Raw genomic sequence first — 26740 nt, 5'->3', positions numbered from 1 at the left:
ATCGATCGATTCACCCTCGATGCTGCGGCGCTCAACGCATCCGCCACGGACGTGGGGCTCCTTGGCACCCAGCTGGAGAGGATGCGTTGTCCGCCGGACCCGATCGTCACGCTACCAAGTTCCGCCCTCCATGAATGAGCGGGCGAGAACACCCTAGAGGAAGAAGGAAAGAATGTCCGGAATCATCGTCGTTGGGGTCGACGGCAGTGACACGGCAAGGCGCGCGGCGACAAAAGCCCTCGACCTCGCTGCGGCGCTGAACGCCCCGTTGCACATAGTGACGGCGTACGGTAGCGATCGACCGGAGGTCGTCGGAACCGGCTCCGACGAGCGAGTGGTATCGGACTTGAGCTTCGCCGCGAAGACCGCCCAGTCTGTCGCAGCCGATCTGACCATGGAGCGGAGCGGTGTCGACATCCTCGGCACTGCCGTGAGGGGAAAGCCTGCTGAAGCCTTGATCCAATACGCGGCAGACTCCGGAGCCAGTCTGATCGTGGTGGGAAATCGGCGAATGCAGGGTATAGGTCGCATCCTCGGAAGCGTCGCGAACAGCGTCGCACACAATGCGCCTTGTGACGTGCTGATCGCCAAGACTGACGAGTAACGCCTTAGGCGAAGCATTCGACCTCTGGCTCCCCAACGGGGCTTCCAGTCGGGAGGGGGAGGGGCCCTGGTGTCAGCAGGGGAGGGGCCCCTCGTACCCCTCGTAGTCTGGGTCCTTTCGCGCCAGGCGCCGGATGAATACTTCGCGGCACAGGTTGGTGGGTCCGACTGCCAGCCGTGCAACTATGCCATCCCGTCCACAGTTGGGATGTGGCTTTGTATAGGTGATGATCCGTCGGGGAGTTCGCGAGGGGGCATGGGGCATGTAAGCAGTCGTATCGAGGAAGAACACGCCGGCTCAGGCATTGCTAGGACGACTTGCCTCTGGCTCAGTCCGTCGGTTCGGCGATCCGGGCCCTGAGCAATGTCGCTGTTTCCCACCCGAAGGGCCGGCAATCTACTGGCTTAGGCGGCGAATGAGAGCGTTCCAGCTCAGCTCTCGATTCAGATGCAAATTGAAGCAGTGGCCCATGTCATGCAATGGATCGACACTAACTTCGATCGACGACCTGTAACATTCCCGCTCCTGCTCGCTGTATCGCGCTGGAAGGGTCGGGTCGTATTCTCCGAGTTGGATGTAGACGGGGCAGCGGACGTCGTGGACTCCGGCCGCGTCCGGGTTATTCGACAAGTGGATGGTGTCATCCCATAGCCGGCTGGGCATTGAGGTGCGAAGGTTCTGGTTGTCGTAGGTGATGACAGCGGGATCTGCCTTGGGTTGGTGGTAGTACTTGAGCCGGCTTTGGGGTGGAACCAGGGCGTATGGGTTGACGAGGAGGGACTCGCGCTCACCGGGTGCCCACTTGTTCCTCGGCCGAAGGGGGAAATAGCCGGTCCCCGTGACAACGAGCAGGTCCGCTGCGGGCCAATTCGCCTCCGCGAACACTCCTACCATGCTTCCCAATGAATGCCCGATGGAGATGATTTGGGTGAAGCGTCGCCCGAGTATTGAGGTTGGCCGACGAAATGAGTCGATCAGCGAACTCAGCGCCTGCCCGACGGATTCGACAGTGAATGCGCCCGACTCGGGCTTATCGCTCTCTCCCACGCCAGGAAGGTCGAGGGCAACGACGTCGAAGCCGCGCTTGGTCATAAAGCGCACGTATGAGTATTCGCGACCGTTGATGGACGGTGCGTCCCAATAGCGGTGATCGTAAGTGTTCCCGTGCGCCAGAACTTGCAGCACTCCCCGCCGATCACCTTCGGCTGGATAGAAAAAGCCAGCGAATTGTGCATCTTCGGCACCGGCAATCGGCACAGGGAATGCAAATCTATGGTTGGGCGTCGTATTCCTCACGAGTCACCTCCCGGTTCTTGCTTCCGCTGGTTCGGTAGAGACGTGTTCGCAGTCACGAATGACTATACCACAACAGGAACGTACGCCGATCTCTCGCGCTCTCCGACGCGGGGGTTGAAGGCGTTCTCGTCATTCAAGTCTCGGTCGCAGCTGTGTGCCCTGATGGCAGGGCGCGGGCAACCCGGGGAGATCGCCGCGGAGGTTGAAAGGCTTGTGGATGGGGAGATGGGTCCGGTGTTTCATCTGATGAGATACGCAGACTAATGGCTGACATAACGCCGGTTCTCGGCGGTGGAGTAGGACGAGTTGAAAGAGGTGCGAGGACTCGTCCCACCGTGCCATGGGGCGTTGTCGCAGGTCAGACGGTGGTTCGTCCTTGTGCCGCAGCTGGCCGGGTCGGTGCCGGCCTGCTGTGTCGGCGCAGGTCAGCAATGGTTTCTCGCATTAGATGAGAGATTTTCGCGTACAGTTCAGGCTGTGGAGCTGCTGCCGGGACGGATTCCAGACTTCCTGACGGACCAGGACGTCGGGCTGCTGCGTGCCGAGGACCGGGTGTTCGAGGCGATGCTGGACCGGTGGCGTGCGCAGATGCTCGCGCGCGGGCTGACGACGGCGTTCATCAGGTCCTCGTGCCGGACCGTGGAGCGCTTCAGGGACCATGCCAACGAGTACCCGTGGCGCTGGTCGGCCCATCACGTGGACGATTTCCTGTCCGACCAGCGCGGTGGCGCGGGGCCGCTGAGCCTGTCGACGCTGCGCTCCTACGCGGGTGCGATCCGGGCGTTCTGCGCGTACCTGACCGACTCCCGCTACGGCTGGGCAGCCCTGTGCGAGCGGGTCTTCGCGGCCGTGCCGACACAGGTCGTCTTCGAGTGGAACTCACCCAGGCACACCACCGACGACGCCGTGCCGCCGCGCCGGCGGGCTTTCACGAAGACGGAGCTCCAGGCGTTCTTCGATGCCGCCGACGACGTCGTGGACACCGAGTTCGCCAAGGGCTCCAAGCGCTGGCTGCCGGCGATGCGGGACTCGGTCGCGTTCAAGGTGGCCTACGCCTACGGGCTGCGCCGCCGCGAGCTGGCGATGCTCGAGGACGTCGACTTCGGCCCGAATCCCCATGTCCCTGCGTTCGGGGCCTTCGGCTCGCTCCAGGTCCGCTGGGCCAAGGGAACCAAGGGCTCCGGGCCGCGGCGCCGCACCGTGCTGACCGTCCCGGAGTTCGAGTGGGTCGTCGACCTGCTCCGGTTCTGGCTCTCCCCCGAGGGCCGAGGCAGGTTTGCCACCGCAGACCGCTCCCAGAGCCTGTGGCCCTCGGAGCGCTCGGCCTCTGCAGCGGTACGGAACTTCGACCGGTCCTTCCAATCCGTCCGGAAGCTGGCCGGCCTGCCCGAGGAGCTGTCCCTGCACGCGCTGCGCCACTCCTACGTCACGCACCTGATCGAGGCCGGATACGACCCGCTGTTCGTCCAGCAGCAGGTCGGCCACAGCTACTCCTCGACCACCGCGCTCTACACTTCCGTCTCGTCCGACTTCAAGCACAGGACCATCCAGCGCATGATCGCGGCCAGGATCGGCAGCCCGGAGAACGAAGGCAGGAACCGAGCATGAGCGAACAGCGCCGCATCGGCTACCACTGGAACCTCCGGAAGCTCATGGCCCAGCGGAACCTCTGGAAGACCACCGAGCTCCTCCCCCTGCTCAGGGCCCGGGGCATCAACCTCTCCAACGCCCAGGTCCACCGGCTCGTCACCGGCACCCCCGAGCGGATCCCCGCGCACACCTTCGCCGCCCTCTGCGACATCCTCGAGTGCACCCCCAACGACCTGTTCGAGCCCTACGTCCAGATGCGCGCGGCCGCCACGGCGAACGCCCCGCGCAGGCCCGAGGACATCGGGGTCAAGCCCGGCGATCCCATCGCCCGCAGGATCCGCCTGATCCCACCCGAGGACGATGCCTAGGCCCCGCAAGGCCGAGGACCCGACCCGCTGGCCCGTCCCCTGCTCCCGCTGCGGCCAGCACCACCAGACCGTCGCGAACTGGTCCGACGGCGGGGTCTGCGGCTACTGCTACCAGCAGGCCAAGCGCACCCGGGGCACCTGTGCCTGCGGCCACGAAGGCATCCTGCCCGGGCTGGTCGACGGCGCCCCCGCCTGCCGGCACTGCTCCGGGGTCCGCCTGAACGTCGACTGCACCTCCTGCGGGGCCGAGGAAGAGCTCCACAGCGGCGGCCGCTGCTGGAGCTGCACCCTTGCCGACACGGTCGACGGCCTCCTCGCCCGCCCGACACGCGGGACCGTCTCCCCGGAGCTCGTCCCGCTCGCGACAGCGCTGAAGTCGATGAAGCGTGCCAACAGCGGCCTGACCTGGATCCGGCAGGAGCACGTCAGCGCGTTCCTCCGCCGCCTCGCCGTCGCCCCTTCGGTCAGCCATGAGGCCTTCGACGGTCTGCCGAACTCGCGCACCCGCGAATACGTCCGGGGCCTGCTCGTAGAACACGGCGTCCTCCCACGCCGCGACGAACTCCGCGCCCGCTACGACGACTGGGCGAAGGAAGCCCTCGAACGGGTCGGCGACCCGGAGAACCGCGAGCTCGTCCGCCGCTACATCCGCTGGCACCACCAACGCCGCATGAACCACGCGGACGGAGTCGGCCACGGCACCTTCCTGCGCAGCAAGCAGAGCGTCACCGTCGCCATCGACTTCCTGAACTGGCTCACCGGCAGGGGAACCCGCCTCGCCGAACTCCAGCAGGCCCACCTGGATGCATGGCAGGCAGAAGGCCCCACCACCCGCGAGGTCGCGGACCGATTCCTCAACTGGGCCATCAAGACCCACACAGCCCCGGCCGGGCTGAGGATGGCCCCGCACAAGAGGGGAACCAGCCCCAGGCTCAGCGCCTCCCAGCAGGAGGAAGCCGTCCAGCAGGTCCTCCACAGCGACCTGCTGTCCCCGCGGGACCGCGCCGTCGCCATCCTCGTCATCGTCTTCGGGCAGCAGATCGAACGCGTCGCCGCCCTGACCTGGGACGACGTCGCCGTCACCGACGAGCTCGTCACCGTCCGCCTCGGCGGCATCGAGATCGCCCTCCCGGCCCCGCTCGACGCGCCCTGGCGCGAGCTCGCCTCAGCCCCGGGAAACGGCCTCACCGCGGCACACCCGAACAGCAACTGGATCTTCCGCGGCCTCTCCCCCGGACGGCACATCAGCTCCGCGCACCTGCGGCAGCGCCTCCGAGCCGTCTTCAGCGCCCGCGCCGCCCGACTCGGCACGCTCCACGAGCTGACCAGGCTCGCACCCGTGGCCATCATCGCCGAAACGCTCGGCTACTCACCCGCCACCATCGAACGCCACGCCACCGACTCCGCCGCTGCCTACAGCCAGTACGTCGCGACGAGACGAGGCAAGCGCGCCACACCTCAGAACGGCTGAACACCGTCCAAGGCAGCCACGATCCTGTTCCCTTCCAGAACAATCGACGTTTCGGGCATGCCCGCGTCGTTCCACCTCGCAACCAGACGGAGATCGCCCTGCTCGGGCAGCGGCCACAGCCACAGCCTTGAGGAGCTGACCCACTCGTCGCCGGTTCCCATTCCGCCTCCACCGCCTGCCTGCAGCAGCACCGGTTCGGTGACCGCGGACTCGGTTCCGAACATGCCCGGGCGAGGATGGCCGATCACCGCTTTGCGGCCATCGGCATACTCGATGCCGAAGAGCAGACCCGACTCGGAGGACCAGCGGCCGCCCATAGGCATCCTGAACCCCTTCGATTCGAGTTCGCCCCACTCATGCTCGGACATGCCGTCCCTCCGAGCGACCCAGGCAATCTCGATGCAGCACCCAGTGGAGTAGACCTCCAGTGATCGGACGCCCATCACCAAAGACGGCCCGCGATGCAGGAACTGCCCCACATGGATGACGACCGGCAATTCATTCGCCGGAGGACCCGCCCACACAGGCCGCGCCGGAGCCGGGCGAGGACGAGGTTCAGGTGAAGCCGGCAGACCCTCGAAGAACGTCATGGCCCGATACTGCCATCAACCGCCCCCACCGCCACGCTCCAGCTCGTCCCCCTTCAACACGTCTCGCTGCCAGTTCGGAAGTGCGTGGGGAAAAGCGGGCCCGACGGGCCGCGTGTTGATGGCCGAGATCGTTAGCCGATTGACGCCGGAGTTCGCCGCTCTTGGTGCTTTGGACACTCGTCGGCTCGAGTATCGGTAAACGACCTGGGCGGCGAGCCGGGCATGAAGCCTGGGAGTCCCTTCTGGGAACCAGCTTCGATCCGAGTGGGTCGGGAGAGTGCCTCCCCCAGAGCACCACGCGTCTTGCAGACGAGGCCCAAGCGGGCTTTATCGCGTCAGATGTGCCGGGCTGCTGCTGCTCACCTGACCGTCGAGGAGGCGGCGGTGACGGTTTCGATGCGAGTGATGAGTGCGGGGGACGGGTACAAGTACCTGCTGCGCACTGTGGCCGCCGCTGATGGCGATCGGTCCCTGTCGACTCCTCTGACCCGCTACTACGCAGAGGCGGGGACCCCGCCGGGCCGTTGGCTCGGCAGCGGCCTGCCTGCCCTCGGGGCGGGACAGCTCCGTGCGGGCGATGAGGTCTCAGAGGCCCAGCTGCAGCTGCTGGTCGGGATGGGTCGCGACCCGCTCACCGGTGAACCCTTGGGCCGCGCCTACCCCTCTTACCAATCCGTCTCTGAGCGGGTCGCCGAGCGAGTGAGGAGGCTCGACTCCGAGCTGGGTCCTGTCGAGCGGGCTCACGCGATCGCCGCGATCGAGGCGGAGGAGGCAGCGCGCGGGACACAGCGGGCGGTTGCGGGCTTCGACTACACGTTCTCGATCCCGAAGTCCGCGAGCGTTTTGTGGGCGGTGGCGGACGCGGCGACGCAGGCGCTGATCGCGGGCGCGCATCATGCTGCGGTTGCGGAGATGGTTGCGTTCCTCGAGCGCGAGGTTGCAGCGACCCGGATCGGGGCAACCGGTGCCGAGGGGGCGGTTGCGCAGGCGGCCGTGAAGGGGGTGATCGCGACCGCGTTCGACCACTACGACAGCAGGGCGGGGGACCCGCACCTGCACACCCATGTCGTGATCTCGAACAAGGTGCAAACAGCCCAGGACGGGAAGTGGCGGTCGCTGGATGGCCGGCCGATGCACGCGGCGACTGTGGCGCTCTCGGAGCTGCACGAGGCGGTCTTCGCCGACCACATGACCCGCGCGTTCGGCCTCAGCTGGGAGCAGCGCGAGATGGGCCGGGACCGCAACCCCGCGTGGGCCATCAGTGCTGTGCCGGAGGGGCTGGTGGGGGAGTTCTCCACTCGCTCCCGCCATATCGAGGTGGAGAAGGACCGGCTGATCGAGGAGTACGTGTCGCGCCATGGGCACCAGCCCTCGACCGCGACGATCCTGAAGCTGCGCGCCCAGGCGACCCTCGCCACGCGGCCGGAGAAGGTAGTCCGTTCGCTCGCGGATCTCACCGCGGAGTGGCGCCACCGCGCCGCCGGCATGCTGGGCGGGGACGCCACAGCATGGGCGCGAAAGGTCATCGGGAACGGGCCGGCGCCGCTGTTGCGCGCCGACGACGTCCCGCTCGAGCTGGTCGCCGAGCTCGGGCGCAGCGTGGTCGAAGCAGTGGGCGAGAAGCGGTCCACGTGGCGGCGGTGGAACCTGGTCGCCGAAGCCGCCCGGCAGACGATGGGCTACCGGTTCGCCAGCACGCGTGACCGCGAGGCCGTCGTCGGGCTCGTCGTGGACGCGGCCGAGGCCGCGTCGCTGCGGCTGACCCCGCCGGAGCTCGCGACCAGTCCGGCCGTGTTCCGCCGCCCGGATGGGTCGTCTGTGTTCCGGCCGAACCACTCGACCGTGTTCTCCTCCGAGGACCTGCTGGCCGCCGAGGACCGCCTCCTCGAACGCTCCCGCAACACCGCCGGCCCCACGGTCCCGCTCGCCACGGTCGAGAAGGCCACCGCGAGGCCCGACAGTGGAGGCCGGGTGCTCGGCGAGGACCAGGCCGCGGCCCTTGCCGCGGTCGCGGTCTCCGGCCGCGTCGTCGATGTCCTCGTCGGGCCGGCCGGAGCAGGCAAGACGATGGCGATGAACGCCCTGCGCCGGGCGTGGGAGGCAGAGCACGGCAAGGGCTCCGTGGTGGGGCTCGCCCCGTCCGCGGCCGCAGCGCAGGTCCTCGGCGGCGACTTGGGCATTCCCGCGGAGAACACGGCGAGGTGGTGGACCGAGCACCAGCTCCACGGGACAGGGTTCGGGGCCGGGCGGCTCGTCATCATCGACGAGGCCTCCCTCGCCGGCACCCTGTCACTGGACCGCATTACCGACGTCGCCGCCGACGCCGGCGCGAAGGTCCTGCTCGTCGGGGACTATGCCCAGCTCCAGTCCGTCGACGCCGGCGGCGCGTTCGGCCTCCTCGTCTCCGACCGCGACGACGCCCCGGAGCTGATCGACGTCCACCGGTTCACCCACGACTGGGAGAAGAGCGCGTCCCTGGCGCTGCGGCACGGGCGCACCGAGGCCGTCGACGCCTACCTCGGCCACGGCCGGATCGCCGGGGGAGACGCCGAAGCAATGATCGACGTCGCGTACACGGCCTGGCGCGCCGACCGCGCGGCGGGACTGGTCTCAGTGCTGATCGCCGAGTCCCGCGACGACGTGACCGCGTTGAACAGGCGGGCCCGGGCCGACCTCATCCTCGAGGGCGTCCTCACACCCGGCCGCGAGGTCGAACTGAACGACGGGACGCATGCAGGGGTCGGTGACACGGTCATCACCCGCCGGAACGACCGGCGACTGCGCAATGGCAGGGACTGGGTCCGCAACGGCGAACGCTGGACGGTCACCGCCGTCCGCGGGGACGGCTCGGTCACCGTCCGCAAGTCCGGGCTCCGGCTCCGGGGTTCGATCGTCCTGCCGGCCTCGTATGCGGCCGAGCACGTCGATCTCGGGTACGCGGTCACGGCCCATCGGGCGCAGGGCATCACCGCCGATACCGCCCACGTGCTGGTGGAGCCGACCACGACCAGGGAGAACCTCTACGTCGCCATGACCCGCGGACGCGAAGGGAACCATGCCTACGTGGTTCTGAACAGGCCCGACGACCACGCCGAAGCACACCCCTCCGAGAACCCCGACGCCACCGCCCGAAGCGTCCTGTGCGGGGTGCTCCAGCACGTCGGCGCCGAACCCTCCGCCCACGAAGCCATCACCGCCGAGCAGGAGGCGTGGGGCTCGATCGCGCAGCTCGCCGCAGAGTACGAGACCATCGCCCAGGCCGCCCAACACGACCGCTGGGCCGCCCTCATCCGCACCAGCGGCCTCACCGCCCGGCAGGCCGAGGGCGTCATCGACTCCGACGCCTTCGGCGCCCTCACCGCCGAACTGCGCCGCGCGGAAGCGAACCACCACGACGTCGACCAGCTCCTGCCCCGCCTCGTCCAGGCCCACGGATTCGAGGACGCCGACGACATCGCCGCCGTCATCCACCACCGCCTCGCCAGGGTCACCGCGCGCCCAACCGGCTCCGGGCGCACCCGCAGACCGCCGCGTCTCATCGCGGGGCTCATTCCGCGCGCCGACGGGCCGATGAGCCAGGACATGCGCGACGCCCTCGACGAGCGCGAAGAGCTCATCGAGGCACGCGCCGACGCCGTGCTTGAGGTGGCGTTGGATGCGAACGCCGCCTGGGTGGCGGCTCTTGGCGCCCCGCCTCGGGACCATCGGGGGGCAGGGATCTGGAGGCAGCAAGCGCGGGTCGTCGCCGCGTACCGGGATCGGTACGCCATCACCGCAGACACCCCGCTGGTGGCTCCGCCCGAGACGGTGGCCCAGAAGATCGACAGGGCACGCGCTGAAGCAGCACTCCGCGCCCTCGCCGCCACACAAGCGCAGACCGGTTCCGAGCGAAGGCTCTCGCGCCAGCCGACAAGACAGCACACGCTGTGACTACGCGCCGGAGGCACCGGGTGAGGGGCGCATCGCGTGTGCCATACGCCCATCACACCGTGGCTCTACAGCAGGCGATTTGTGGGATTGATGTTCCGTTCAGTCGATAGCCGACCTCGACTCGGAGACGAGTCACCCACGCAGACACGCTACTCGGAACCTTTGGTGTTGGGAGCTCGCGTGCATCTTGGGCTCGTAGAGCGTGTTGCGGCGATCGTTGATCCAGGAACCGAGCGAGCCAACCGTAGCTCCCGCGGCCATCGTCCAGATAGTTTCCAGCAGGTATTGCCAGATTTTTCGGGGGATGATTGTTGTGGTGCCGCGGAGTTGCCTAGTTTTCGTTTTAGTTTCCATCTGTGATCGTACCTTCTTCTCAATTCGGATTTCGGAAGAGAGACGAATGGCAGCGAGAACCACAGTTGTTGCAAAAGTTCCTACCCGTGCGAGGGGGTCGAACCCTTCTCCGCTCGGGTACCTCAACCAACGAGTACTCTATTGAATTGTCGTTCAACTTTACCAGATGCCGTCATCCTACTTGTCATTGGTGAAAGGCGACTGGCAGCCATCAACGAGACGTTTGTCCCATCGATCGATGACCCCGCTCCAGCGCGCCTCGATCACTGGATTTGCAGCGCGCCATGATCGAGTGGTATCGCTCGTCTGCCATTTCGTCAGCTCCCGTCTCTGGGACAAGAGATCCTCGCCGTCGAAGGACCACCCACTGTCAAGGTCAGGGTGCCAGAGCGAGACGGCATCGCAGAGGGGGATAAGAAGAACAGGGGCGAAGGGAAGCCCGGCGGACTTCAACCCCCAGCTCCGGTGCCGGCCGTTTACCCAGGACTCGTCACCGGAACCGAGCGTAGGAGCCTCTGACATGAACCGGCTGGATGATCAACTCCTGGTCCTGAGAGAGACGACCCTCGTGCTCATACTCGACATCGATCTCTGAAGCGATCGGATCGTCGACGACGGTTTGAAGCTCCGCATAGACCCGGAGAACGGCATCGCCGACGGGCTTCCACCCGCCCTTCGGCGGACAATTGTACCGGGGCGAATCGTCTTGGAGGTCAGGATCCGAAACGACGGGTGAGTCCAGCGGCAGCAAGAACCATGCGGCAGGGAGCGCGATAGTGCACTTCAATGCGCACGCTCCACTCGCTTGGCCAGGTCGTGACACTCTGACGGACAGCCGTAGCCGTGCAGTTTGATCGGGCTATCCCTGCTTCTGAGCGGGCGGCTGCCGCTGTCCGCCGCTGCGGGTTTCGAGCGGTACTCCACTCTCCTTGACCACCATGCTGATGTTCGTGGGCAGTTGTTGCGGTGGCGGGGACGGCAACTGAACCCGCGGCGGCGGAGTCTGCTCTTTGCCCATTACACGTCCTAACGAGTAGTCCCGAACTGAAGTATTACTAGAACCCACGATACGACGAGGTAGGTACCGCCGCGATGGAACTTCTTCCTGAGCTGTTCAAGTCGTTGGTTGTCGTCGTTGTGCACCGCGAGTTTGTCTCCCACGAGGGCCCACTCGGCGGCATAGGCGTCGACGCCGACCTCGAGCGCATTCTGCGCGAACAGCGTGGCGTTGATCTCTGGGCCGTATTCCGCGCGCAGGCAGACGAGGCCATAGCAGGCTGCGACCAATGCGCTGGCTACGGCGAGCAACGTGAAAGCTGCAGGCGCCCAAGCAAGGATCGGTGTGATGCTGAGACGTCCCACTGTCAGGTGATACATCACCAACGTTGAGTTCTGAAGTCTCGACGACTGCGCCGCAAGTACGGCCGCCGCCGTCCCGGCCAAGAAGATGGCTCGTGTCCTCATCGAGTCGTGCCGCTTGTGCGTCAGGTCTCGCTGCCGATTCAGCTCGTCATGGACGAGTCGCAGTTGGGCCGACGGTACCTTGGTATCCGTGTCGGGCGCGGCAACATCCCCGGGGGCCGGAAGTCCTTCCGCAGAGCGTGACGTCGCATCGAGGTCAGTCGGCGCTGGCTGTTCGGTGTCGACTGCCTCGGCGGTCGTCACTACTCTTTCCTCCAAAGTGACCCACCTCCCTGCTCTCCCTATTGGATGACGCTACCCCGCCGCCGCGGGGCGGTCATGATGTCGCCTCCGCACGGGAGCGGTGCGAGGTTACATCAGGGGACTGGAGTTACCGCCCAGCGATCCCCGGCAGCTGCTCGGGGCGCAGCGCCGCGACCGACGAGTCGGGACTGCTGATGATTTAGTTGACTCTTCGGTCATGCCACTTTTGCGACGGTCTTGGTTCTGATTGGTTTGTATTCGATCGGGTCAAACGGCCCGAGCCGTCGCTGGCGTCGCCAGCGGTGGTAGGTGCGCTCGGTCCAGGTGATGATCGCGGCGCGGAGCTCGCCTCAGGGGTGGCCCATCTGCGGGTGTCGAGGACGTACTTCGACACCATGTCGGTCGCCTTCGACCGGAACTGGATCAGTTGTGAGCCTGAGCGGACGCGCAGCAACCAAGCTTCAGTTCCTCAATGAACGAGGTGCCGCTGCACGACGCCCTCAGGAAGGCAATTTGAGCGTAACGCGAAGAAGCTCGGTATTCTCGGCGGCATGATCTCGATTGCCGAGATGGGTGCCGAGCCCATTGCCCAAATTTGGCAGGAACTCCGTGCGCTTCGTTCACAGAAGCCTGGGGCGGCGAAGAAGGGCGATCGACTTGCTACATTCGATGCAGCCCTCGAGCAGGCTGAACAACTGTTCACAGCTGCATCTGTGGTTGGCACTGCCACACAGCCGATCATCCTTTTGTACGGGCTTTCCCAGTTGGGCCGCGCCATAGCCGCATCCTCGCCGTTGCTGTCCAACAATGAATATGCCCTCAGCGGTCACGGAATCGACGATGGGCGGCAGTTGCAGGGGGCTACATCGAATGGAGGCCTCGCGAAGCTGATGATCCGCGCCGAGAAGAACGGAGCGTTTCCCGTCGTGGCCAAGGCTCTCGGTGCGTCCCCCATGGTCGAGCCGGTCCCGTTGGGCGACATCTGGGCGCTGTTGCCCTACTCCGAGAGATTCCCTCTACCTTACGCAGGACGTCTGCTCCGGCTCGACTTCATGCCGGCCCGCTCCTTCCTTGGGCGGGTGGACGAAGAGGAAGCCGGCAGCCTGAATCTTCTGCCGACGCATCTTCAGATGGACGTGGAAGACCCGAATTGCGTCCCGGGGGAGATCATAGAAGAAGAGTGGAGGCGGCTCAGGGAATTCCTCGCGAATTATCCGACGCTTAGCGGCTGGCATACGCAAGGCCTGCTTCAGCGGGTCCCATACATTCGCGGAGAGTCTGATTCCTATGGGTCTTATTTGTCGATTTCACTCGCCTTCAAGCCCCGGGAGGACGACCCCAGGACTCCAGCAGATCAGCGGGCCCAGATCTACCACGGAGCCCGCTACGTATACCCGGCGCTCGACGAGGGTGGGCGGCCCGCCCACCCTTTCATGCTCTGGTGGGCCGTGCTCTATCCCCTCTCCCGTTTGGCAAGGTACTACCCGGGCGTGTGGATGAAACTGACTTCAATATCGAGTGACCCGCATGCGGCCCCTATTGAGTTCATCCTCCGGGAGGCCATCCGAGCCGTTCCCGAGCTAGCACTAAGGGCCATAAGCTGGTCCATGATCCCGCATGTTTGACCAACGGTGGAAACTGTCGAACGCGTAAGCCAAATCCGTAGAGGTCAGGCCGGCGAGCGGCGCAGGTGCCGACCTGACCGCACCGGTTGTCCAATCTGGTTGATCGTTTCAGACGGCGGTGTGGGGTCCGAGCGAAAACAAAAGAGTTCCGCACCATCGTGCGCTCAAGCACGTCTCCTGGGTCTTGCGCGACGGATATGGTCCGCGCTGGCGCGTTCATCGATACCACCCGCGACCCGATCCTCACCGTGCTGTTGATCGGCGTCGAGAAGCTCGACAAAGTCACTCTCGGGCTCATCGCGATAGACTGAGACCACATGTGGCCATCAAGACCGAGATGCAGGAGCAAGACACAGGCTCGTTCCCATGCACGAGGCGGTCATGGACGAGTTGCGAGCGCGTACCGCGAACAACAGTCAGTACGTTCGCGGGGTGCCCGCTGTCGACAACGACCCTGTCATGGTGCCGATCATCGAAGCGCTCGACACGTACGGGCCCTTGGAAGCTTCTATTATCTCGACAAACTCGGTGATGATCCTCAGCCGATCAGTCCCGACAACGCGTGGCAGAACATCGAACAGGCCGCGCTCGCCGACCCAGCGGACGCAACTCTCTACCAGCAGGCGATGAAGGACGTTGGCGACGACCATGGCTGGGACGAGTTCACTCCCGTCCTCCACGAGCGCATCCCCGTGGTGGTCGAGCGCTTCTGGATCGCGGTCGTTAGTGTGCGGGCGAAACCACGCTCTGGGAGAGACCGGCGGGACCATCGACTTCGAGGAGCACCATCCCGACGCTGTAGATCGGCAGTAAGGCCTCGCGCGAGGAGGAGGGGTCGAGGGGAAGCCTAGCCGAAGGCGCAGGTGGGTCCGCTGACCTGTCGGAGACACGGTGCCACTTCAGCGTCGACGGGCGAGCTGCCACCGTAGTCTATGGATCATGCGGGCACACGATGTCATGGGGTTCGTGAACGGGTTGAGCGAGAAGCTTGCCTCCCGTTCGCGTCATGTGTGCCTGTTCCTCGGCGCCGGTGCGTCGAAAGCTTGTGGCCTCCCTGACGTGGCCGGACTGACTGAGCATGTCCGGGGTTCCTTGACGGCCGATGAGTTGGCCGCTTTTGAGCGCCTTGCGACGGGTCGGAATCTGGAGCAAGTGCTCAGCAGGCTACGCCGCATTGCGACGTTGCTTGAAGGAGGCGAGGACACGGTCGACGGGCTGACTGGGGCGCAGGCGGGCGCCCTGGATATCGAGATTTGTCGGCTAATTATCGATAGGCTCATGTCCGGAGAAGTTACGCATGAGCCGATGTGGCGGCTTGCGTCGTGGGCAGCCAGAGCGGACTATCACCGGCCCATCGAGCTTTTCACGGTCAACTACGACCTGCTCGCCGAATCCGGGCTTGAGGCACTTGGCGTCCCTTACTTTGATGGATTCGTAGGCACCTTGCGCGCCCAGTTCCGCGGGGATCTCGTTGAAGGCGTCGGAGACACGGAGCGCGGTGTCCAGTCAGCGGGCGCTTCACTTCCGTCCTTCCTCGTCCGTCTGTGGAAGCTCCACGGATCAGTGCATTGGGTCTGGAGCGAGGACGAAAGTCCCACCGTCGTGCGCCTCGGAACGCCAGCGCCGGATGACCACCCGGCTGCGATCTATCCTTCGGACGCGAAGTACGATGAGTCGCGACGGGTGCCATTCCTCGTGCTCCAGGACCGGCTACGGCATGCACTTGATGAGCCCGAGACTCTTACCTTGATCACTGGCTACGCGTTCGGCGATCAACACCTGAACGAGACGATCTTCAATGCGGCTCGTCGACGGCCGCGCTCTGAGTTCATCGCTTTCTGCTATTCCACGATTCCCGACGAAGTCGCGACACTCGCGGCCACGACGCCAAACGTCCAGGTCGTCACGCGCAGCGAGGCAATCCTGGGAGGTATCCGACAACCCTGGAAAACGCCTGAATCGATCCCCGACGATGTGTGGAAGGACGACGCATTCTTACTGGGTGACTTCGAGTTCTTCACTCGTTTCCTGGCACGGAGTTCCCCACCACGCGGGGAGCTGGAATCGCGTCTCGCAGATTTGCTTGCGAAAGCGGTGGAATCGAATGGGTGAACAGGATCCAACTTGCATAGGACGGGTCAGACATGTCCTCGGAGCGCAGGTCACAGTAGCTCTCGACCCCGACCTCGCCGGAGCAGCACCAATCTATCGCGGTCGCTTACAGCGCATAGGTCAAGTCGGCTCGATCGTGCGAATCCCCCAAGGGCTCGTTGACCTCATCGGACAGGTCAGCCTGCTCGGTATCGCTGAACTGAGCGGAGCTACTAAGCCGGTAGGTACCGTTCAAGTCGGCGAGCGATGGCTTCAGATCGAGCTGCTCGGTGAGATAGATCGAGGCACCGGACACTTCCAGCGAGGCATAGGGACCTACCCTGGTCTCGATGATCCTGTCCACTTCGCCACGCCCGACGACCTCCACGCGCTGTTCCCATCGCCTAGCGATCGATCTCTGCGCTTCGGCAGACTCGCGGCTGCTGAAGAAGTGCCGGTATGCCTTGAAGCCAGCCGATTCGTCACCCGACACGCGGCAATCGTCGGCTCGACCGGCGCTGGCAAGACGAGCTGCGTGGCTTCACTTCTCCAAGGGTTTGCCCGAGGAGGCTGGGACGCAGCCAACATCGTCGTCATCGATCCCCATGGGGAGTACGCCGAGGCGCTCAGCGGCCACGCATCCATTCGTTCCGTACTCGACAGTGGAGACCGCGGCATCCGCGTGCCCTATTGGGCTTTGCCAGCGCTCGACATCCTCCATGCCTTTGCAGGAACACATGGGGGAGGCACAGCTCAAAGTCGCTTCCGTGAACTAGTCACTCAGGAACGACGCGCCTTCGCCACCGAAGCCGACTGGCTCGCACTCGACTCCGCATCGGTCACTGCTGACACCCCGATCCCTTTTGATCTCCGCAAGGTATGGCATCAGCTCGACGCCGAAAACAACGAAGTTCGACAGGTCAAGACTGACCCGGCAACAGCAGTCGCGGAAAGCGAGGGCGACCCGCAGACGCTAACCCCTAAGAAGTTTGCGCCGTATGGTCCCGCGAGTGCGCCCCCGTTCAAGAGCCCGATCCACGGCACCTATGGTGCTGTCCCGGAGCTGCTTCGTCTTGGGCTCCTGGATCCACGCCGCTCCTTCCTTCAGGAACCAGTAGGCGATCCGCAGGGAGAAGATCCCCTCATCGACGAGGTCGCCAACTGGCTAGGACGCGAAAGACCAGTCTCCATCCTCGACTTCAGCGGAGTTCCCGACGAAGCCAGCGAGCTGGCGATCGGCGTCATTCTCACACTGATATTTGAAACAGCGGTTCGCACCCCTGCTGGCGGGACCGGTATTGGCCGCTCCCGCCCTGTGCTCATCGTCCTAGAGGAAGCACATCGCTACCTCGGGCCGGCCGCCGCGCACATGGCCAGCAACGCAGCGAATCGCATCGCTCGAGAGGGCCGCAAGTATGGCGTGGGGTTGGTACTTGTGACTCAACGACCTTCCGAGCTTCCCGACACTGCGCTCGCACAAGCAGGAACTCTTATAGCGTTGAGGCTCAGCAACTCAGCAGATCAGGCGAAGATTAGAGCCGCGTTGCCCGACAGCGTATCCGGACTGGCCACTGTGCTGCCGGCACTACGAACCGGCGAGGCGATCGTCACCGGTGAGGCGATTAGCTTGCCAGCGCGCGCTCTGGTGGACGCCCCAACGCCCTTCCCGAATGCACACGACCCCTCTCTTGAGTCTTGGCGCCAACCAGGCAGCCCACCGAACGTGGCAGCGGCGATCGCGTCGTGGCGAGGAATCTACAACATGGAGGAAACATGATCGACTGGCAGCCCGTGGACGGATCGTCTCGAATCGTCGCTGAGGCATACCTGCCTGAGAGCGAGACCATCCTTGTCCGCTTCCCGAACGGAGTCGAATGGGCCTACTCCGCATGTCCACAGACCACCTGGGATGAGTTCACCGCTGATGGGCAATCCCGAGGTCAATACATCGCGGCCGTCCTCAATGCGAAGCCGAACGGCCCTTGGGCGAGTTAGGTCCGTCCTCAGCGCCCCAGGCACACGTCGAGGCCCAGTGTGCCAGGCTTTGTGCCTGTACAAGACGGGGGACCAGAAGGGGACCAAAATCATACAAACCATTCATCTCGTGACGTGCTCTGGATGATCTGACCGGCGGAAACCACGCGGATTTTCCTTCTGCTCAGGGTTTCTGACGCCTGGGGGTCAAGGGGTCGCAGGTTCAAATCCTGTCAGCCCGACCACGAAGTCCCGGGAACTCAAGGGTTTCCGGGACTTTTCAGTTGGTGAGATTTGATCCGGTCATCGAAAACCCATCGAATTGGGCTCTCCGCGGCTCTCCGGCTCCGCCGTTCTCCGGCCGCCCCGCGAACGCTGCGGTTGGCTCCGGTCCCTGCGGGGCAGCGCGGCGCACCTGTCCGGCATGGACACAGAGCACAGTGCTGCAGGCACCCCTTTGGGGCTGGAACCCCTGCTGGATGTCGGCGAGCTCGCAGCGTACCTGGGCGTGCCGGTCTCCACGGTCTACGACTGGCGTACGCGGGGCTTGGGCCCGCGCGCCTACCGCTTCGGCAAGCACCTGAAGTTCGCCGTCTCCGATGTGCGCGTCTGGATCGAAGGCCAGCGCGAGCCCGGGCCGCCGCCGCCGGCGGGCGGGAGGTGACCAGGTGAGCCGCCAGCGCCTGGCAATCGGTACCTTCGGGGAGATCGGCTACCTGCCCGCCCCCGGCGGCCGCAGCGTCGCCCGGGCCCGCTACCGCGGCTGGGACGGCAGGACCCGCCTCGTGCAGGCCACCGGGGCGACCCGCGGGGCCGCCGAACGCGCGCTGAAGGCCAAGCTCTCCGAGCGGAGCCTCTTCCAGCCCTCCTCCTCCAAGCTCACCGCGGACAGCCCGTTCGGGGACCTGGTCGCGTACTGGCTCGAGGACCTCGACCTGGAGGGCCGGCTCTCCAGGCGCACCCGGCAGCTCTACGAGGGCAACATGCGCAGGCTCGTCCTGCCGGTCTTCGGGAGCCTGACCCTGCGGGAGATTGGCGTGGCCCGCTGCGACCACTTCCTCAAGCAGCTCGCCAGGCAGAGCTACGGCCGGGCCAAGCAGGCCCGCGTTGTCCTGCGCCTGGCCCTGGGCCTGGCGGTCCGGCATGAGGTGCTGCCGCGGAACCCGATGGACCACGTCTCCCGCCTGTATCGGCCCGCGTCGACTCCGGACGCGCTCACCCCGGTGGAAGTGAATGCGATCCGGGCCGCGATCGCCGACTGGGAGGCCGGGCGCTCGCCGTCGGGGCCGAAGCCGGACGGGCAGCTCGGGGCGATCGTGGAGGTCATGCTGGGCACCTCCGCCCGGATCGGGGAGGTCCTGGCCATCCGCCGACGCGACGTCGACGTCACCGGGGCCGTGCCCTCGATCCGGATCGCCGGCACCATCGTCAGTCACCGGGGCGAGCCGACCGTGCGGCAGGATCACCCGAAGACGGCCAAGTCGCGGCGGACGGTGGCGATCCCGTCGTTCGCCGCCGAGGCCGTTCGGCGCCGGCTGGTCCGGATGGAGGCCCCGTCGCTAGATGCCCTGCTGTTCTGCAGCAGGGAGGGAACGCCGCTGACGACCAACAACGTCCGACGCCAGCTCCGCCATGTGATGGACCTCGCCGGGATCACCGGGGTCACCCCGCACCTGTTCCGTCGGACTGTCGCGACTGCCATCAGTGCGGAAGCCGGCGTCGATCTCGCCGCCGAACTGCTCGGCCACACCGACCCGAAGATCACCATCGCGCACTACATCCGCCGCAACGAGATGGTGAACCCGGCCACCGCCGAGATGCTCGGGCGCGCGTTCGCGAAGGATGCGTGACCTTCGCCGGCCGGCTGCGGGCATGGCACAGTGGGCGATGGGAGCTCAGCGGGACCGGGGCGCTGCCCGGGAGGGAGAAGCTGGACCGTGTCGGACTGCGCGGTGGACTCGTCGGACCGGAGGGTTGTGCGGATCGCGCCTTGTGCTCTCCAATAGTGATGGAGCATGCAGTGGTGTCGTCTCGTTCCTGGTGGGGGTGGTCAGGTCGTGCGAGTCCTTCGGGTTCAAGGCTCGGCGAGGATGACTTCGCTGAGGCCAGACTCCGACCATCCTTCGCGCGCTTGTGGCGCGAGCGGATCGGCGCGCGGGCATGCTTCAGGTGCGTTCTCGGCCGGTGGTGCCGGTGCCGCTACCGTGGCGGCACCGCGCGACCTGGGCTTTTACGCGCTGTCGGTGAACCGGCTCGACTCGCTGGTTCCAGGCGTTGCAGGTCGCTGAAGCATTCGAGTCTCGCCGGCAACCATAGGCGCGGCGGCCTGTTCCCGCTTCGTCCCGTTCAATCACCGGCGCTGGGGCCACCGTGGCCCCACCGCCTGACCGGGGCTTTTGCCGGCGCTGGTGAGCCGGGACGCCTCTGCCAGCGCGCGGCGACCTCGGACCGGACCATTCCAGCAGGGCGAACCCGTACTGGCCCTTCCGTCTGCGGCTCGTTGTGAGCATCGGTGCGACACCTCCCAGCAGGCAGGTGCACACACTCTCCCCGGCAACCGAGGTCGGCCCGGCGCCGGGCCCGGTAAAGGTCAGGCCATCAGCCCGATCCTGGAACCGGCCGCCCTATTGGTTGACGGCCCCTTCGGCTGCCGCGGCTTGCGACGGCTCTTCGCCAACTCCTCGGCGAGAGTTCACGAGCCGCTCGAAACTCGGACGTTGTGCCGACCCGAGGTGCAAGCGAACCAGTCGGCTACCCAACCCGCAGGAGTCGATTGTGTCGTCCGCCGCGTAATTCCTCACTCGTAGGTCGGTTCTCGCCACGGATTTCCCCACCTTGAGCGGTGGTTCGCCACGGAATTCCCATGGGGATGACGTCACGCGCCGCCGGTGCCTTGTCCGAGAGCCTTGCCTCGGGTCCGATGGTCGGGCCGGAGGCGGGGTTCGTGGTTTGGCGCGTAGGAGTGTGGCAGCGATGGATCTGATCGAACTGTTCATGCACTGGGACGCGGGCCGCTCGAAGAGCGAGCTGGCAGTGTCGTTGGGCATGGACCGCAAGACTGTGGCGAAGTACCTTGCCCCGGCCGAGGCCGAGGGCCTGTCCCCGGGGCTCGGGCTGAACGCCGAGGAGTGGCGGGACATGGTCGCGGGCTGGTTCCCGACGGTGGTGGACGGGAGGCTGCGGCAGGTCTCCTGGCCGGAGTTCGACGCCCGCATCGAGTGGGTCAGGGAGCAGCTGGAGGCCGGGGTCGCCGGGGCCGTGGTCCACCAGCGCCTCGTGGACGAGCACGGGGTGAACGCCTCGCAGCGCTCGTTCTACCGCTGGCTGGCCGCGACCCTGCCCGATGCCGGGCGGGCGGGGCGGAAGCCCACGGTGCTCAAGCCCCCGTCCGCGCCGGGAGAGCTCGGCGAGGTCGACTATGGCATGCTCGGGCACTGGCGCGACCCGGAGACCGGCAGGGGCCACCGGGTGTGGGCGTTCGTGCTCACGCTGCCGTTCTCGAAGCTGCCCTTCGTCTATCCCACGACCCGGATGGACCAGACGGTGTGGACGAACGCGCACGTGGCCGCGTTCGAGCTCTTCGAGGGCGTCCCGCGCCGGATCACCTCGGACAACCTCAAGGCCGGGGTCATCAGGCCCGACCTCTACGACCCCAAGCTCAACCGGGCCTACGCCGAGCTGGCCGAGCACTACGGGACCCTGCTGGACCCGGCCAGGGGGAACAGGCCCAAGGACAAGCCGCACGTGGAGCGGATGGTCCAGTACGTGCGCGGCTCGTTCTGGGCCGGCAGGTCCTTCACCTCGATGGCGCAGATGCGCGCCGAGGCCGTGCGGTGGTGCCGCGACGTCGCCGGGGCCCACAAGCCCAGGGCCCTGGCCGGGCAGACGTCCTGGGAGGTCCTGGCCGCGGTGGAGCGCCCGGCCCTGGTCCCGCTGCCGCCCCGCAGGCTCGAGCCCGCCGAGTGGCGCACCGCCATGGTCGGATCGGACTGCCACGCCTCGGTCAAGGGGGTGCTCTACTCGGTGCCCTACCAGCTCGTCGGGACCCGCCTGGACGTGCGGCTGAGCGGCACGACGGTCGAGTTCCACCTCGACGGGGCGATCGCGAAGGTCCACCCCAGGATCGCCAAGGGACGCCAGACCGACCTGTCCGACTACCCGCCCGCGGCCGCAGGGTTCTTCACCCGGGACGCGGCATGGTGCCGGGAGAATTCTTCCCTGATCGGCCCTGCCGCCGCGGCCCTGGTCGAGGGGCTGCTGGAGGAGCCGGCGGTGCACCGGATCCGCGCCGCGCAGGGCATCATCCGCCTCGCCGGCACCCACCGCCCCGAGGCGGTGGAGACCGCCTGCGCCGCGGCGATCGCGGCCGGGGACCCGACCCTGAAGACCGTCCGGGGCCTCCTGACCGCAGGCGTGACCGTCCTGCCCGTGCGCTCCAACGGCGACAACGGCGCCGGCGCCTACCTCCGCGGCCCCGGCGCCTTCACCGCCAGCTGAACCCCGCAGACGCGAACGCATGCCCCCGGCCGGCGTGCCGGCCGGGGGCGCGCGCCCATCACGACGAAGAGGAGAACCACCATGACCACCACGCCCAGCACCGCCCCGGCCCTTCCAAGCCCCGCGGGAGCCGACCGCACCCAGCTCGCCGCCTCCCTGCGCACCCTGCGCCTCTCCGGGATGCTCGACTCCCTCGAGAACCGGCTCGCCCAAGCCGCCGAGGGCCAGCTCGGGTTCCTGGACTTCCTCCAGGCCCTGTGCCTGGACGAGATCAACCGCCGCGACTCCGCGGCATTGGAGCGGCGCACCAGGGCCGCGAAGTTCGAATCCGACGGCAGGATCGAGAACTTCGACTTCACCGCCGACCCCGGCATCCCCGCCGCCCGGATCCGCGACCTCGCCAACGCCGAATGGGTCCGCACCGGCCAGCACGTGATCATCAGCGGCGCCGTCGGCTCCGGCAAGACCCACATCGCCACCGCGTTCGGGCACCAGGCCATCCGGGCCGGGCACACCGTCCGGTTCGCCGCCACCTCCCGGGTCCTGGCCGACCTCGCCGGCGGGCACGCGGACGGGAGCTGGGCCCATCGCCTGCGCGCCTACACCAAGCCCGACCTGCTGATCCTGGACGACTTCGCGATGCGCGAGTTCACCCCGGCCCAGGGCGACGACCTCTACGAGATCGTCAACGAGCGCCCCGCCCGCTCCATCGTCGTCACCACCAACCGGGCACCCCAGGAGTGGTACCCCCTGTTCCCGAACCAGGTCGTCGCCGAGTCCCTCCTGGACCGGCTCGTCAACAACGCCTACCAGATCACCATCCAGGCCGGCTCCTACCGGGCGCGGCGACGACCCGCCACGCACTGACCCAGAACAGGACAGAAACGCCTGCCCTAAACAGGCGCCGCCAAAGCCGTCAGCGAGGCACTCTCAGGGCTCCCTGCTCACGCCGTCGTCCGGCTACCATCGCATCAGGCACTGGGGAATTCCGTGGCGAAAGCCCTGGGGAATTCCGTGGCGGTCGACAGTCGATTGCTCTCAAGAAGGCGCATGAAGGTGCGCATGCACAGATCCGTACGGGGAACTCGCATGCGCACCTTCACTTCTATTGGGTGAGGGAGGCTGAGTCTTCCAGGTCCTGTCCGCTGGTGTCGGGTGCCATGAAGAGCCCGATGGCCGCGCCGATGAAGGCGATCGCGTCCGCGATCCACATGGTGCCCGGGGGAGCAAGGTGGGTCAGGGCGAGAGACGTTGCGGGGGCGCCGATGGTCGCGCCGATCCGGCTGGTGCCGGTGCAGAGACCGACGGCGGTGGCGCGGAGGGCGGTGGGGAAGAGTTCGTTGGGGTAGGTCGATTCGAGGATCGACGGCCCGACGGGTCCGGGTAGGGTGTTGCGTTGCCCTGGACGTGAACCGCACCGGGTTTGATGGAGAGATCGATGACCCGGAAGGATTTCTCTCATGTCAGCACCGCGGAAGTACCCGGCCGAACTGAAGGAGCGCGCGACGCGCATGGCCTTGGAGGCCCGCGCCGATCCCGCGACCAGGGTCGGGGCGTACAAGCGGATCGGGGAACAGCTGGGGATCCATCCCGAGGCGCTGCGGACGTGGGTGCGCGAGACGGAGGTCGACGAGGGGCTGCGACCGGGGACGACCAGCACTGACGCTGCCCGGATCGCCGAGTTCGAGCGGGAGAACCGCGAGCTGCGCCGGGCGAACACGATCCTGAAGCAGGCCTCGGCTTTCTTCGCGGCGGAGCTCGACCGCCCGTCGAGGTGATGTGCGCCTTCGTCGAGGAGCACCGCGACGAGCACGGGGTCGAGCCGATCTGCCGCGTCCTGCAGATCGCCCCGAGCACCTACTACGCCCACCGCACCCGCCAGCCCTCCGCGAGGGCGCTGAGGGATGCCGGGCTGGCCGAGAAGATCCGCACCGTGCATGAGGAGAACTACGGCGTCTACGGGGTCCGCAAGGTCCATGCTGCCCTGAACCGTGAGGGCATCCCGGTGGCGCGCTGCACCGTCGAGCGGCTCATGCGCGCCGAGGGCCTGCGCGGGATCAGCCGCGCCAAGGGCCCGCGCACGACACGTCCGGCCCCCGAGACGGCCCGCCCCGCCGACCTGGTCGAGCGCCGGTTCACCGCGGAGGCGCCGAACCGGCTCTGGGTCGCGGACATAACGTATGTGCGCACCTTCGCCGGCTGGGTCTACGCGGCGTTCGTCCTGGACGTCTTCGCCCGCCGGATCGTGGGCTGGCAGGTCTCCACCAGCCTCTACACCGAACTAGCCCTCGACGCCCTGCAGATGGGCATCTGGGCCCGCACCAGGGACGGGGCCGACCTGGCCGGTCTGGTCCACCACTCCGACCGCGGGGTCCAGTACCGGGCCATCCGCTACACCGAGCGCCTCGCCGAGGCCGACGCGGTCGCCTCCGTCGGCTCGCGTGGGGACAGCTACGACAATGCCATGGCCGAGGCCCTGAACTCCCTGTTCAAGGCCGAGCTGGTCCGCAACAGAGGCCCCTGGCGCGACATCAACCACCTCGAGATCGCCGTGGCCGAATGGGTCGACTGGTACAACCACCGGCGCCTCCACGGCGAGCTCGGCCACGTCCCCCCCGCCGAATACGAAGCGGCCCATGCCGCACCAGCCCAACAGCCAGAACCCACGAAAACCAACTAAAAAGTACTCCATCAAACACGGGGCTTGACACCTTGCCAGATCTTCTGGTTGCGCCTCCCGGGGTGCCCGTCGGGTGGTCGACGTTGAGGGCGACCCGACCCGGTCGTGATCGAGCGCTGGGTGCCCAGGGAAGCGCTGCGGCCGGTACTGGCCGACCCCAAGCAGCCTTAGGGCTTTCGTTCAAGATCGAATGGGCCGGCCGTGCAACCCCTTAAGCGGCTCATCGCAATCGGGGGTGTAGTTGGGGCCTGAATCCGCCGGTTTCGAGCAGTGCTCTGGCGATGTAGTTTGTGAGGTTGCGGAATCCGAGGGCGGAGCCGCGGAGGTGCTCGAGCCGGCCGTTGATCGCCTCGGTGGGGCCGTTGGAGGTCCCGGGCCGGTCGAAGTAGGCGAGCACGTCCCCGGCGCGGCGCTTGAGCGTGCGGCCGAGCGTGATGAGCTCGGTCAGCGCGGCCGGGACGCCGGTGCTGAGGGCGTCGATCACGGATCGCATCAGGGCCCGACCGCGGGCCCGGTCCTCGTCGCGGTAGGCGGCGATGACGCGCTGGTAGATGCCCCAGGTCGCCTCGACCTCGGCGTGGTCGTCGGCGGCGAAGAGGGCTCTTCGCGTTTCCGCGGGAATCGGGCTCGCGCCGTAGGGCGTGAAGGGGCTCGTGGCCCTGTTGGATGAGTGGTGTCTAGTCATTCGTCCGGAACAGGATCCACGAGCCTTGATCGAGCCTACGACGGGGCAGCCCTGTGCTGCCACCGTGATCTTCAACCTGCCCGAATACCGCGTCCTCTCCGCCGCGCTCACCGCCTTCGGCGTCCGCCGGATCACTGTGGAGTCCACCGGGGTGCCGGGCTGTCCCGCCTGCGGGGTCGTCTCGGCCCGCGTGAAGGACCGACGGCTCCAGCGGCTGCGCGACGTCCCCCTGGCCGGCGCTGTCGTGGTGCTGTGGCGCAAGCGGCGCTGGTTCTGCGACGAGCCGGCGTGCCCGCGTGGGTCGTTCACCGAGGCCACGGACGAGGTGCCCAGGCGGGCCCGGTCCACGCGCCGGCTCCTGCATGCGCTTGTGGATGCCGTGATCCGCTCGGGCCGTGCCGCACTCGAGGCTGCCCGGGCCCACGGGGTCTCGTGGTGGCTGGCCCAGACCGCCCTGGACGCCGCCGCGGCGACGCTGCCGGACGTCGACCTGCTCGCGCCGAAGAGGCTCGGGATCGACGAGCACAGGTACCGGTCCGTGCGCTGGTACCGGGCCGACGAGGCATCGCCGTGGGTGCGGGTCGAGCCGTGGATGACCACGATCGTTGACCTGGACACCGGACAGGTGCTGGGCATCGTGGACGGCCGCGACAGCACCGGTGTCGGGGACTGGCTGTTCGCCCGGCCGCTGGCGTGGCGCCTCGGGGTGGAGGTCGTGGCGATCGACCCGTCGGCGGCGTTCCGCAAGGCCCTGCGGATGTGGCTTCCGCGCACCGCGGTGTCGGTCGACGCGTTCCACCTCGTCCAGCTGGCGAACCAGGCCGTCACCGAGGCCAGGCAGCGGCTGAGCCAGGAGATCAAGGGCCGCCGCGGCAGGGCGGTGGACCCGGGGTGGGCGAACCGGCGCCTGCTCCTGCGCGGCGCCGAGACCCTCTCCGGCCGCGGCAGGGCCCGACTGCGGGCGGTCTTCGAATCCGACGACCCGACCGGGCAGCTGCAGGCCGCCTGGGAGGCCAAGGAGCAGCTCCGCACCCTGCTCGCGTCCGGGGCGCTCGAGGAGGCGCGGGACCACCTGCGGATCCTCGAGGGCCTCGTCGAGGCCGCCCCGACCGTGGAGACGAAACGGCTCCTGCGCACCGTGAAGCGCTGGTGGAACGAGATCGAAGTCCTCATCACCACCGGCGCGACCACGGCCAAGGTCGAGGCGAACAACACCGCGATCAAGAACATCAAACGAACCGGACGGGGCTTCCGGAACCCGGACAACTACCGATCCCGTATCCTGCTCAGGAGCGCCGCTCAGACAGCAGCGTGACAATC

At 66.9% G+C, this 26740-nt stretch carries 22 protein-coding genes, 2 pseudogenes and 1 other annotated feature; of the genes and pseudogenes, 16 read left to right on the top strand and 8 right to left on the bottom strand.

Going from position 1 to position 26740, the window contains the following annotated elements:
- Positions 1 to 172 precede the first annotated feature (172 nt).
- Positions 173 to 604 carry a universal stress protein gene (locus L0M17_RS12135; protein WP_241054221.1) on the top strand — a complete coding sequence of 144 codons (432 nt, stop codon included), beginning with the start codon at positions 173 to 175 and terminating at the stop codon, positions 602 to 604.
- A gap of 396 nt (positions 605 to 1000) precedes the next feature.
- Here the strand turns inward: L0M17_RS12135 and L0M17_RS12130 are convergent, their stop codons facing one another.
- Positions 1001 to 1861, bottom strand: coding sequence for an alpha/beta hydrolase (locus L0M17_RS12130; protein ID WP_241054220.1), 861 nt, complete (start codon positions 1859 to 1861; stop codon positions 1001 to 1003).
- A gap of 516 nt (positions 1862 to 2377) precedes the next feature.
- Between L0M17_RS12130 and L0M17_RS12125 the strand changes: the two genes are divergently transcribed.
- The 3 genes from L0M17_RS12125 to L0M17_RS12115 are packed head-to-tail and all read left to right on the top strand — an operon-like array spanning position 2378 to position 5329.
- The gene (locus L0M17_RS12125) at positions 2378 to 3508 is read left to right on the top strand and encodes a tyrosine-type recombinase/integrase (protein ID WP_241054218.1); all 1131 of its coding nucleotides are present in this window, start codon (positions 2378 to 2380) and stop codon (positions 3506 to 3508) included.
- Positions 3505 to 3858, top strand: coding sequence for a helix-turn-helix domain-containing protein (locus L0M17_RS12120; protein WP_208712570.1), 354 nt, complete (start codon positions 3505 to 3507; stop codon positions 3856 to 3858). The genes L0M17_RS12125 and L0M17_RS12120 overlap by 4 nt, the downstream gene beginning before the upstream one ends.
- Positions 3851 to 5329 (top strand): site-specific integrase, encoded by a 1479-nt coding sequence (locus L0M17_RS12115; RefSeq protein ID WP_241054216.1) that lies wholly within the window; start codon positions 3851 to 3853, stop codon positions 5327 to 5329. Before L0M17_RS12120 ends, L0M17_RS12115 begins: the two co-directional genes overlap by 8 nt.
- Here the strand turns inward: L0M17_RS12115 and L0M17_RS12110 are convergent.
- Entirely contained in the window at positions 5317 to 5697 is a 381-nt protein-coding gene (locus L0M17_RS12110; protein ID WP_241054214.1) for a hypothetical protein, read from the bottom strand. The two genes, L0M17_RS12115 and L0M17_RS12110, sit on opposite strands and share 13 nt — an antisense overlap.
- A gap of 618 nt (positions 5698 to 6315) precedes the next feature.
- On the opposite strand from L0M17_RS12110, the gene mobF reads away from it, so the two are divergent.
- Together mobF and L0M17_RS12100 are read left to right on the top strand one after the other, a co-directional pair.
- Entirely contained in the window at positions 6316 to 9849 is a 3534-nt protein-coding gene (mobF, locus tag L0M17_RS12105; protein ID WP_443729165.1) for a MobF family relaxase, read from the top strand.
- Between the two features lie 592 nt (positions 9850 to 10441).
- On the top strand, positions 10442 to 10798 hold the full coding sequence (locus L0M17_RS12100) for a hypothetical protein (protein ID WP_241054212.1): 357 nt from the start codon (positions 10442 to 10444) through the stop codon (positions 10796 to 10798).
- Positions 10799 to 11229: 431 nt separating this feature from the next.
- On the opposite strand, the gene L0M17_RS12095 is transcribed toward L0M17_RS12100, so the two are convergent.
- Both L0M17_RS12095 and L0M17_RS12090 read right to left on the bottom strand, forming a co-directional pair.
- The gene (locus L0M17_RS12095) at positions 11230 to 11868 is read right to left on the bottom strand and encodes a hypothetical protein (protein WP_241054210.1); all 639 of its coding nucleotides are present in this window, start codon (positions 11866 to 11868) and stop codon (positions 11230 to 11232) included.
- Positions 11869 to 12083: 215 nt separating this feature from the next.
- A pseudogene (locus tag L0M17_RS12090) lies at positions 12084 to 12253 on the bottom strand (IS3-like element ISAar45 family transposase); the annotation flags it as partial.
- Positions 12254 to 12419: 166 nt separating this feature from the next.
- Here L0M17_RS12090 and L0M17_RS12085 point away from each other — a divergent pair.
- Positions 12420 to 13493 carry a YaaC family protein gene (locus L0M17_RS12085; RefSeq protein WP_241054208.1) on the top strand — a complete coding sequence of 358 codons (1074 nt, stop codon included), beginning with the start codon at positions 12420 to 12422 and terminating at the stop codon, positions 13491 to 13493.
- Positions 13494 to 13909: 416 nt separating this feature from the next.
- On the opposite strand, the gene L0M17_RS12080 is transcribed toward L0M17_RS12085, so the two are convergent.
- Entirely contained in the window at positions 13910 to 14173 is a 264-nt protein-coding gene (locus L0M17_RS12080; RefSeq protein ID WP_241054206.1) for a hypothetical protein, read from the bottom strand.
- A gap of 259 nt (positions 14174 to 14432) precedes the next feature.
- Here L0M17_RS12080 and L0M17_RS12075 point away from each other — a divergent pair, with 259 nt between their 5' ends.
- A complete protein-coding gene (locus tag L0M17_RS12075; protein WP_241054204.1) occupies positions 14433 to 15605 on the top strand; it encodes an SIR2 family protein in 1173 nt (390 codons plus the stop codon).
- Positions 15606 to 15711: 106 nt separating this feature from the next.
- On the opposite strand, the gene L0M17_RS22715 is transcribed toward L0M17_RS12075, so the two are convergent.
- Positions 15712 to 16077, bottom strand: a complete 366-nt coding sequence (locus tag L0M17_RS22715) for a hypothetical protein (protein WP_241056531.1) — start codon at positions 16075 to 16077, stop codon at positions 15712 to 15714.
- On the opposite strand from L0M17_RS22715, the gene L0M17_RS12065 reads away from it, so the two are divergent.
- The 6 genes from L0M17_RS12065 (at position 16036) to istB (ending at position 22922) form a co-directional block, all read left to right on the top strand.
- Positions 16036 to 17361, top strand: coding sequence for an ATP-binding protein (locus tag L0M17_RS12065; protein ID WP_241054203.1), 1326 nt, complete (start codon positions 16036 to 16038; stop codon positions 17359 to 17361). The genes L0M17_RS22715 and L0M17_RS12065 overlap by 42 nt on opposite strands.
- On the top strand, positions 17358 to 17579 hold the full coding sequence (locus L0M17_RS12060) for a KTSC domain-containing protein (protein WP_241054202.1): 222 nt from the start codon (positions 17358 to 17360) through the stop codon (positions 17577 to 17579). Before L0M17_RS12065 ends, L0M17_RS12060 begins: the two co-directional genes overlap by 4 nt.
- Before the next feature lie 436 nt (positions 17580 to 18015).
- The gene (locus L0M17_RS12055) at positions 18016 to 18222 is read left to right on the top strand and encodes a helix-turn-helix domain-containing protein (RefSeq protein ID WP_241054201.1); all 207 of its coding nucleotides are present in this window, start codon (positions 18016 to 18018) and stop codon (positions 18220 to 18222) included.
- Between the two features lie 4 nt (positions 18223 to 18226).
- A complete protein-coding gene (locus tag L0M17_RS12050) occupies positions 18227 to 19408 on the top strand; it encodes a tyrosine-type recombinase/integrase (RefSeq protein WP_241054200.1) in 1182 nt (393 codons plus the stop codon).
- 1123 nt (positions 19409 to 20531) lie between these two features.
- Positions 20532 to 22055: an IS21 family transposase gene (istA, locus tag L0M17_RS12045; RefSeq protein WP_241053337.1), complete on the top strand. Its 1524-nt coding sequence runs from the start codon at positions 20532 to 20534 to the stop codon at positions 22053 to 22055.
- Between the two features lie 81 nt (positions 22056 to 22136).
- Positions 22137 to 22922 (top strand): IS21-like element helper ATPase IstB, encoded by a 786-nt coding sequence (gene istB / locus L0M17_RS12040; protein WP_255731779.1) that lies wholly within the window; start codon positions 22137 to 22139, stop codon positions 22920 to 22922.
- A 238-nt stretch (positions 22923 to 23160) separates the two neighbouring features.
- Here istB and L0M17_RS12035 read toward each other — a convergent pair whose 3' ends face one another.
- Entirely contained in the window at positions 23161 to 23517 is a 357-nt protein-coding gene (locus L0M17_RS12035) for an MFS transporter (RefSeq protein ID WP_241054199.1), read from the bottom strand.
- Between L0M17_RS12035 and L0M17_RS12030 the strand changes: the two genes are divergently transcribed.
- A protein-coding gene (locus tag L0M17_RS12030; RefSeq protein WP_241052982.1) for an IS3 family transposase occupies positions 23516 to 24735 on the top strand; the annotation gives its coding sequence in 2 pieces (ribosomal slippage) (positions 23516 to 23795 and positions 23795 to 24735; 1221 coding nt in all). The genes L0M17_RS12035 and L0M17_RS12030 overlap by 2 nt on opposite strands.
- Positions 23794 to 23907, top strand: a sequence feature (AL1L pseudoknot). (Overlaps the previous gene by 114 nt.)
- Positions 24736 to 24955: 220 nt before the next feature.
- Here L0M17_RS12030 and L0M17_RS12025 read toward each other — a convergent pair.
- Positions 24956 to 25336: pseudogene (locus tag L0M17_RS12025) on the bottom strand (transposase); the annotation flags it as partial.
- A gap of 109 nt (positions 25337 to 25445) precedes the next feature.
- On the opposite strand from L0M17_RS12025, the gene L0M17_RS12020 reads away from it, so the two are divergent.
- Complete coding sequence (locus L0M17_RS12020) at positions 25446 to 26735, top strand: ISL3 family transposase (protein WP_241052686.1); 1290 nt, start codon at positions 25446 to 25448, stop codon at positions 26733 to 26735.
- The last annotated feature ends 5 nt before the right edge of the window (positions 26736 to 26740 follow it).

Origin of the sequence: Sinomonas terrae (genome assembly GCF_022539255.1) — a bacterium.
Taxonomy (GTDB): Bacteria; Actinomycetota; Actinomycetes; order Actinomycetales; family Micrococcaceae; genus Sinomonas; species Sinomonas terrae.
Note: the sequence above shows the minus strand (reverse complement) of the source record. Positions and strands in the feature narration are given on the sequence as shown.

Coding starts and splice junctions, on each gene's coding strand:
- L0M17_RS12135 (WP_241054221.1), top strand. CDS start 173: ATGTCCGGAATCATCGTCGTTGGGGTCGACGGCAGTGACACGGCAAGG.
- L0M17_RS12120 (WP_208712570.1), top strand. CDS start 3,505: ATGAGCGAACAGCGCCGCATCGGCTACCACTGGAACCTCCGGAAGCTC.
- L0M17_RS12115 (WP_241054216.1), top strand. CDS start 3,851: ATGCCTAGGCCCCGCAAGGCCGAGGACCCGACCCGCTGGCCCGTCCCC.
- L0M17_RS12110 (WP_241054214.1), bottom strand. CDS start 5,697: ATGTCCGAGCATGAGTGGGGCGAACTCGAATCGAAGGGGTTCAGGATG.
- mobF (WP_443729165.1), top strand. CDS start 6,316: ATGCGAGTGATGAGTGCGGGGGACGGGTACAAGTACCTGCTGCGCACT.
- L0M17_RS12100 (WP_241054212.1), top strand. CDS start 10,442: ATGACCCCGCTCCAGCGCGCCTCGATCACTGGATTTGCAGCGCGCCAT.
- L0M17_RS12085 (WP_241054208.1), top strand. CDS start 12,420: ATGATCTCGATTGCCGAGATGGGTGCCGAGCCCATTGCCCAAATTTGG.
- L0M17_RS12075 (WP_241054204.1), top strand. CDS start 14,433: ATGCGGGCACACGATGTCATGGGGTTCGTGAACGGGTTGAGCGAGAAG.
- L0M17_RS12060 (WP_241054202.1), top strand. CDS start 17,358: ATGATCGACTGGCAGCCCGTGGACGGATCGTCTCGAATCGTCGCTGAG.
- istA (WP_241053337.1), top strand. CDS start 20,532: ATGGATCTGATCGAACTGTTCATGCACTGGGACGCGGGCCGCTCGAAG.
- istB (WP_255731779.1), top strand. CDS start 22,137: ATGACCACCACGCCCAGCACCGCCCCGGCCCTTCCAAGCCCCGCGGGA.
- L0M17_RS12035 (WP_241054199.1), bottom strand. CDS start 23,517: ATGAGAGAAATCCTTCCGGGTCATCGATCTCTCCATCAAACCCGGTGC.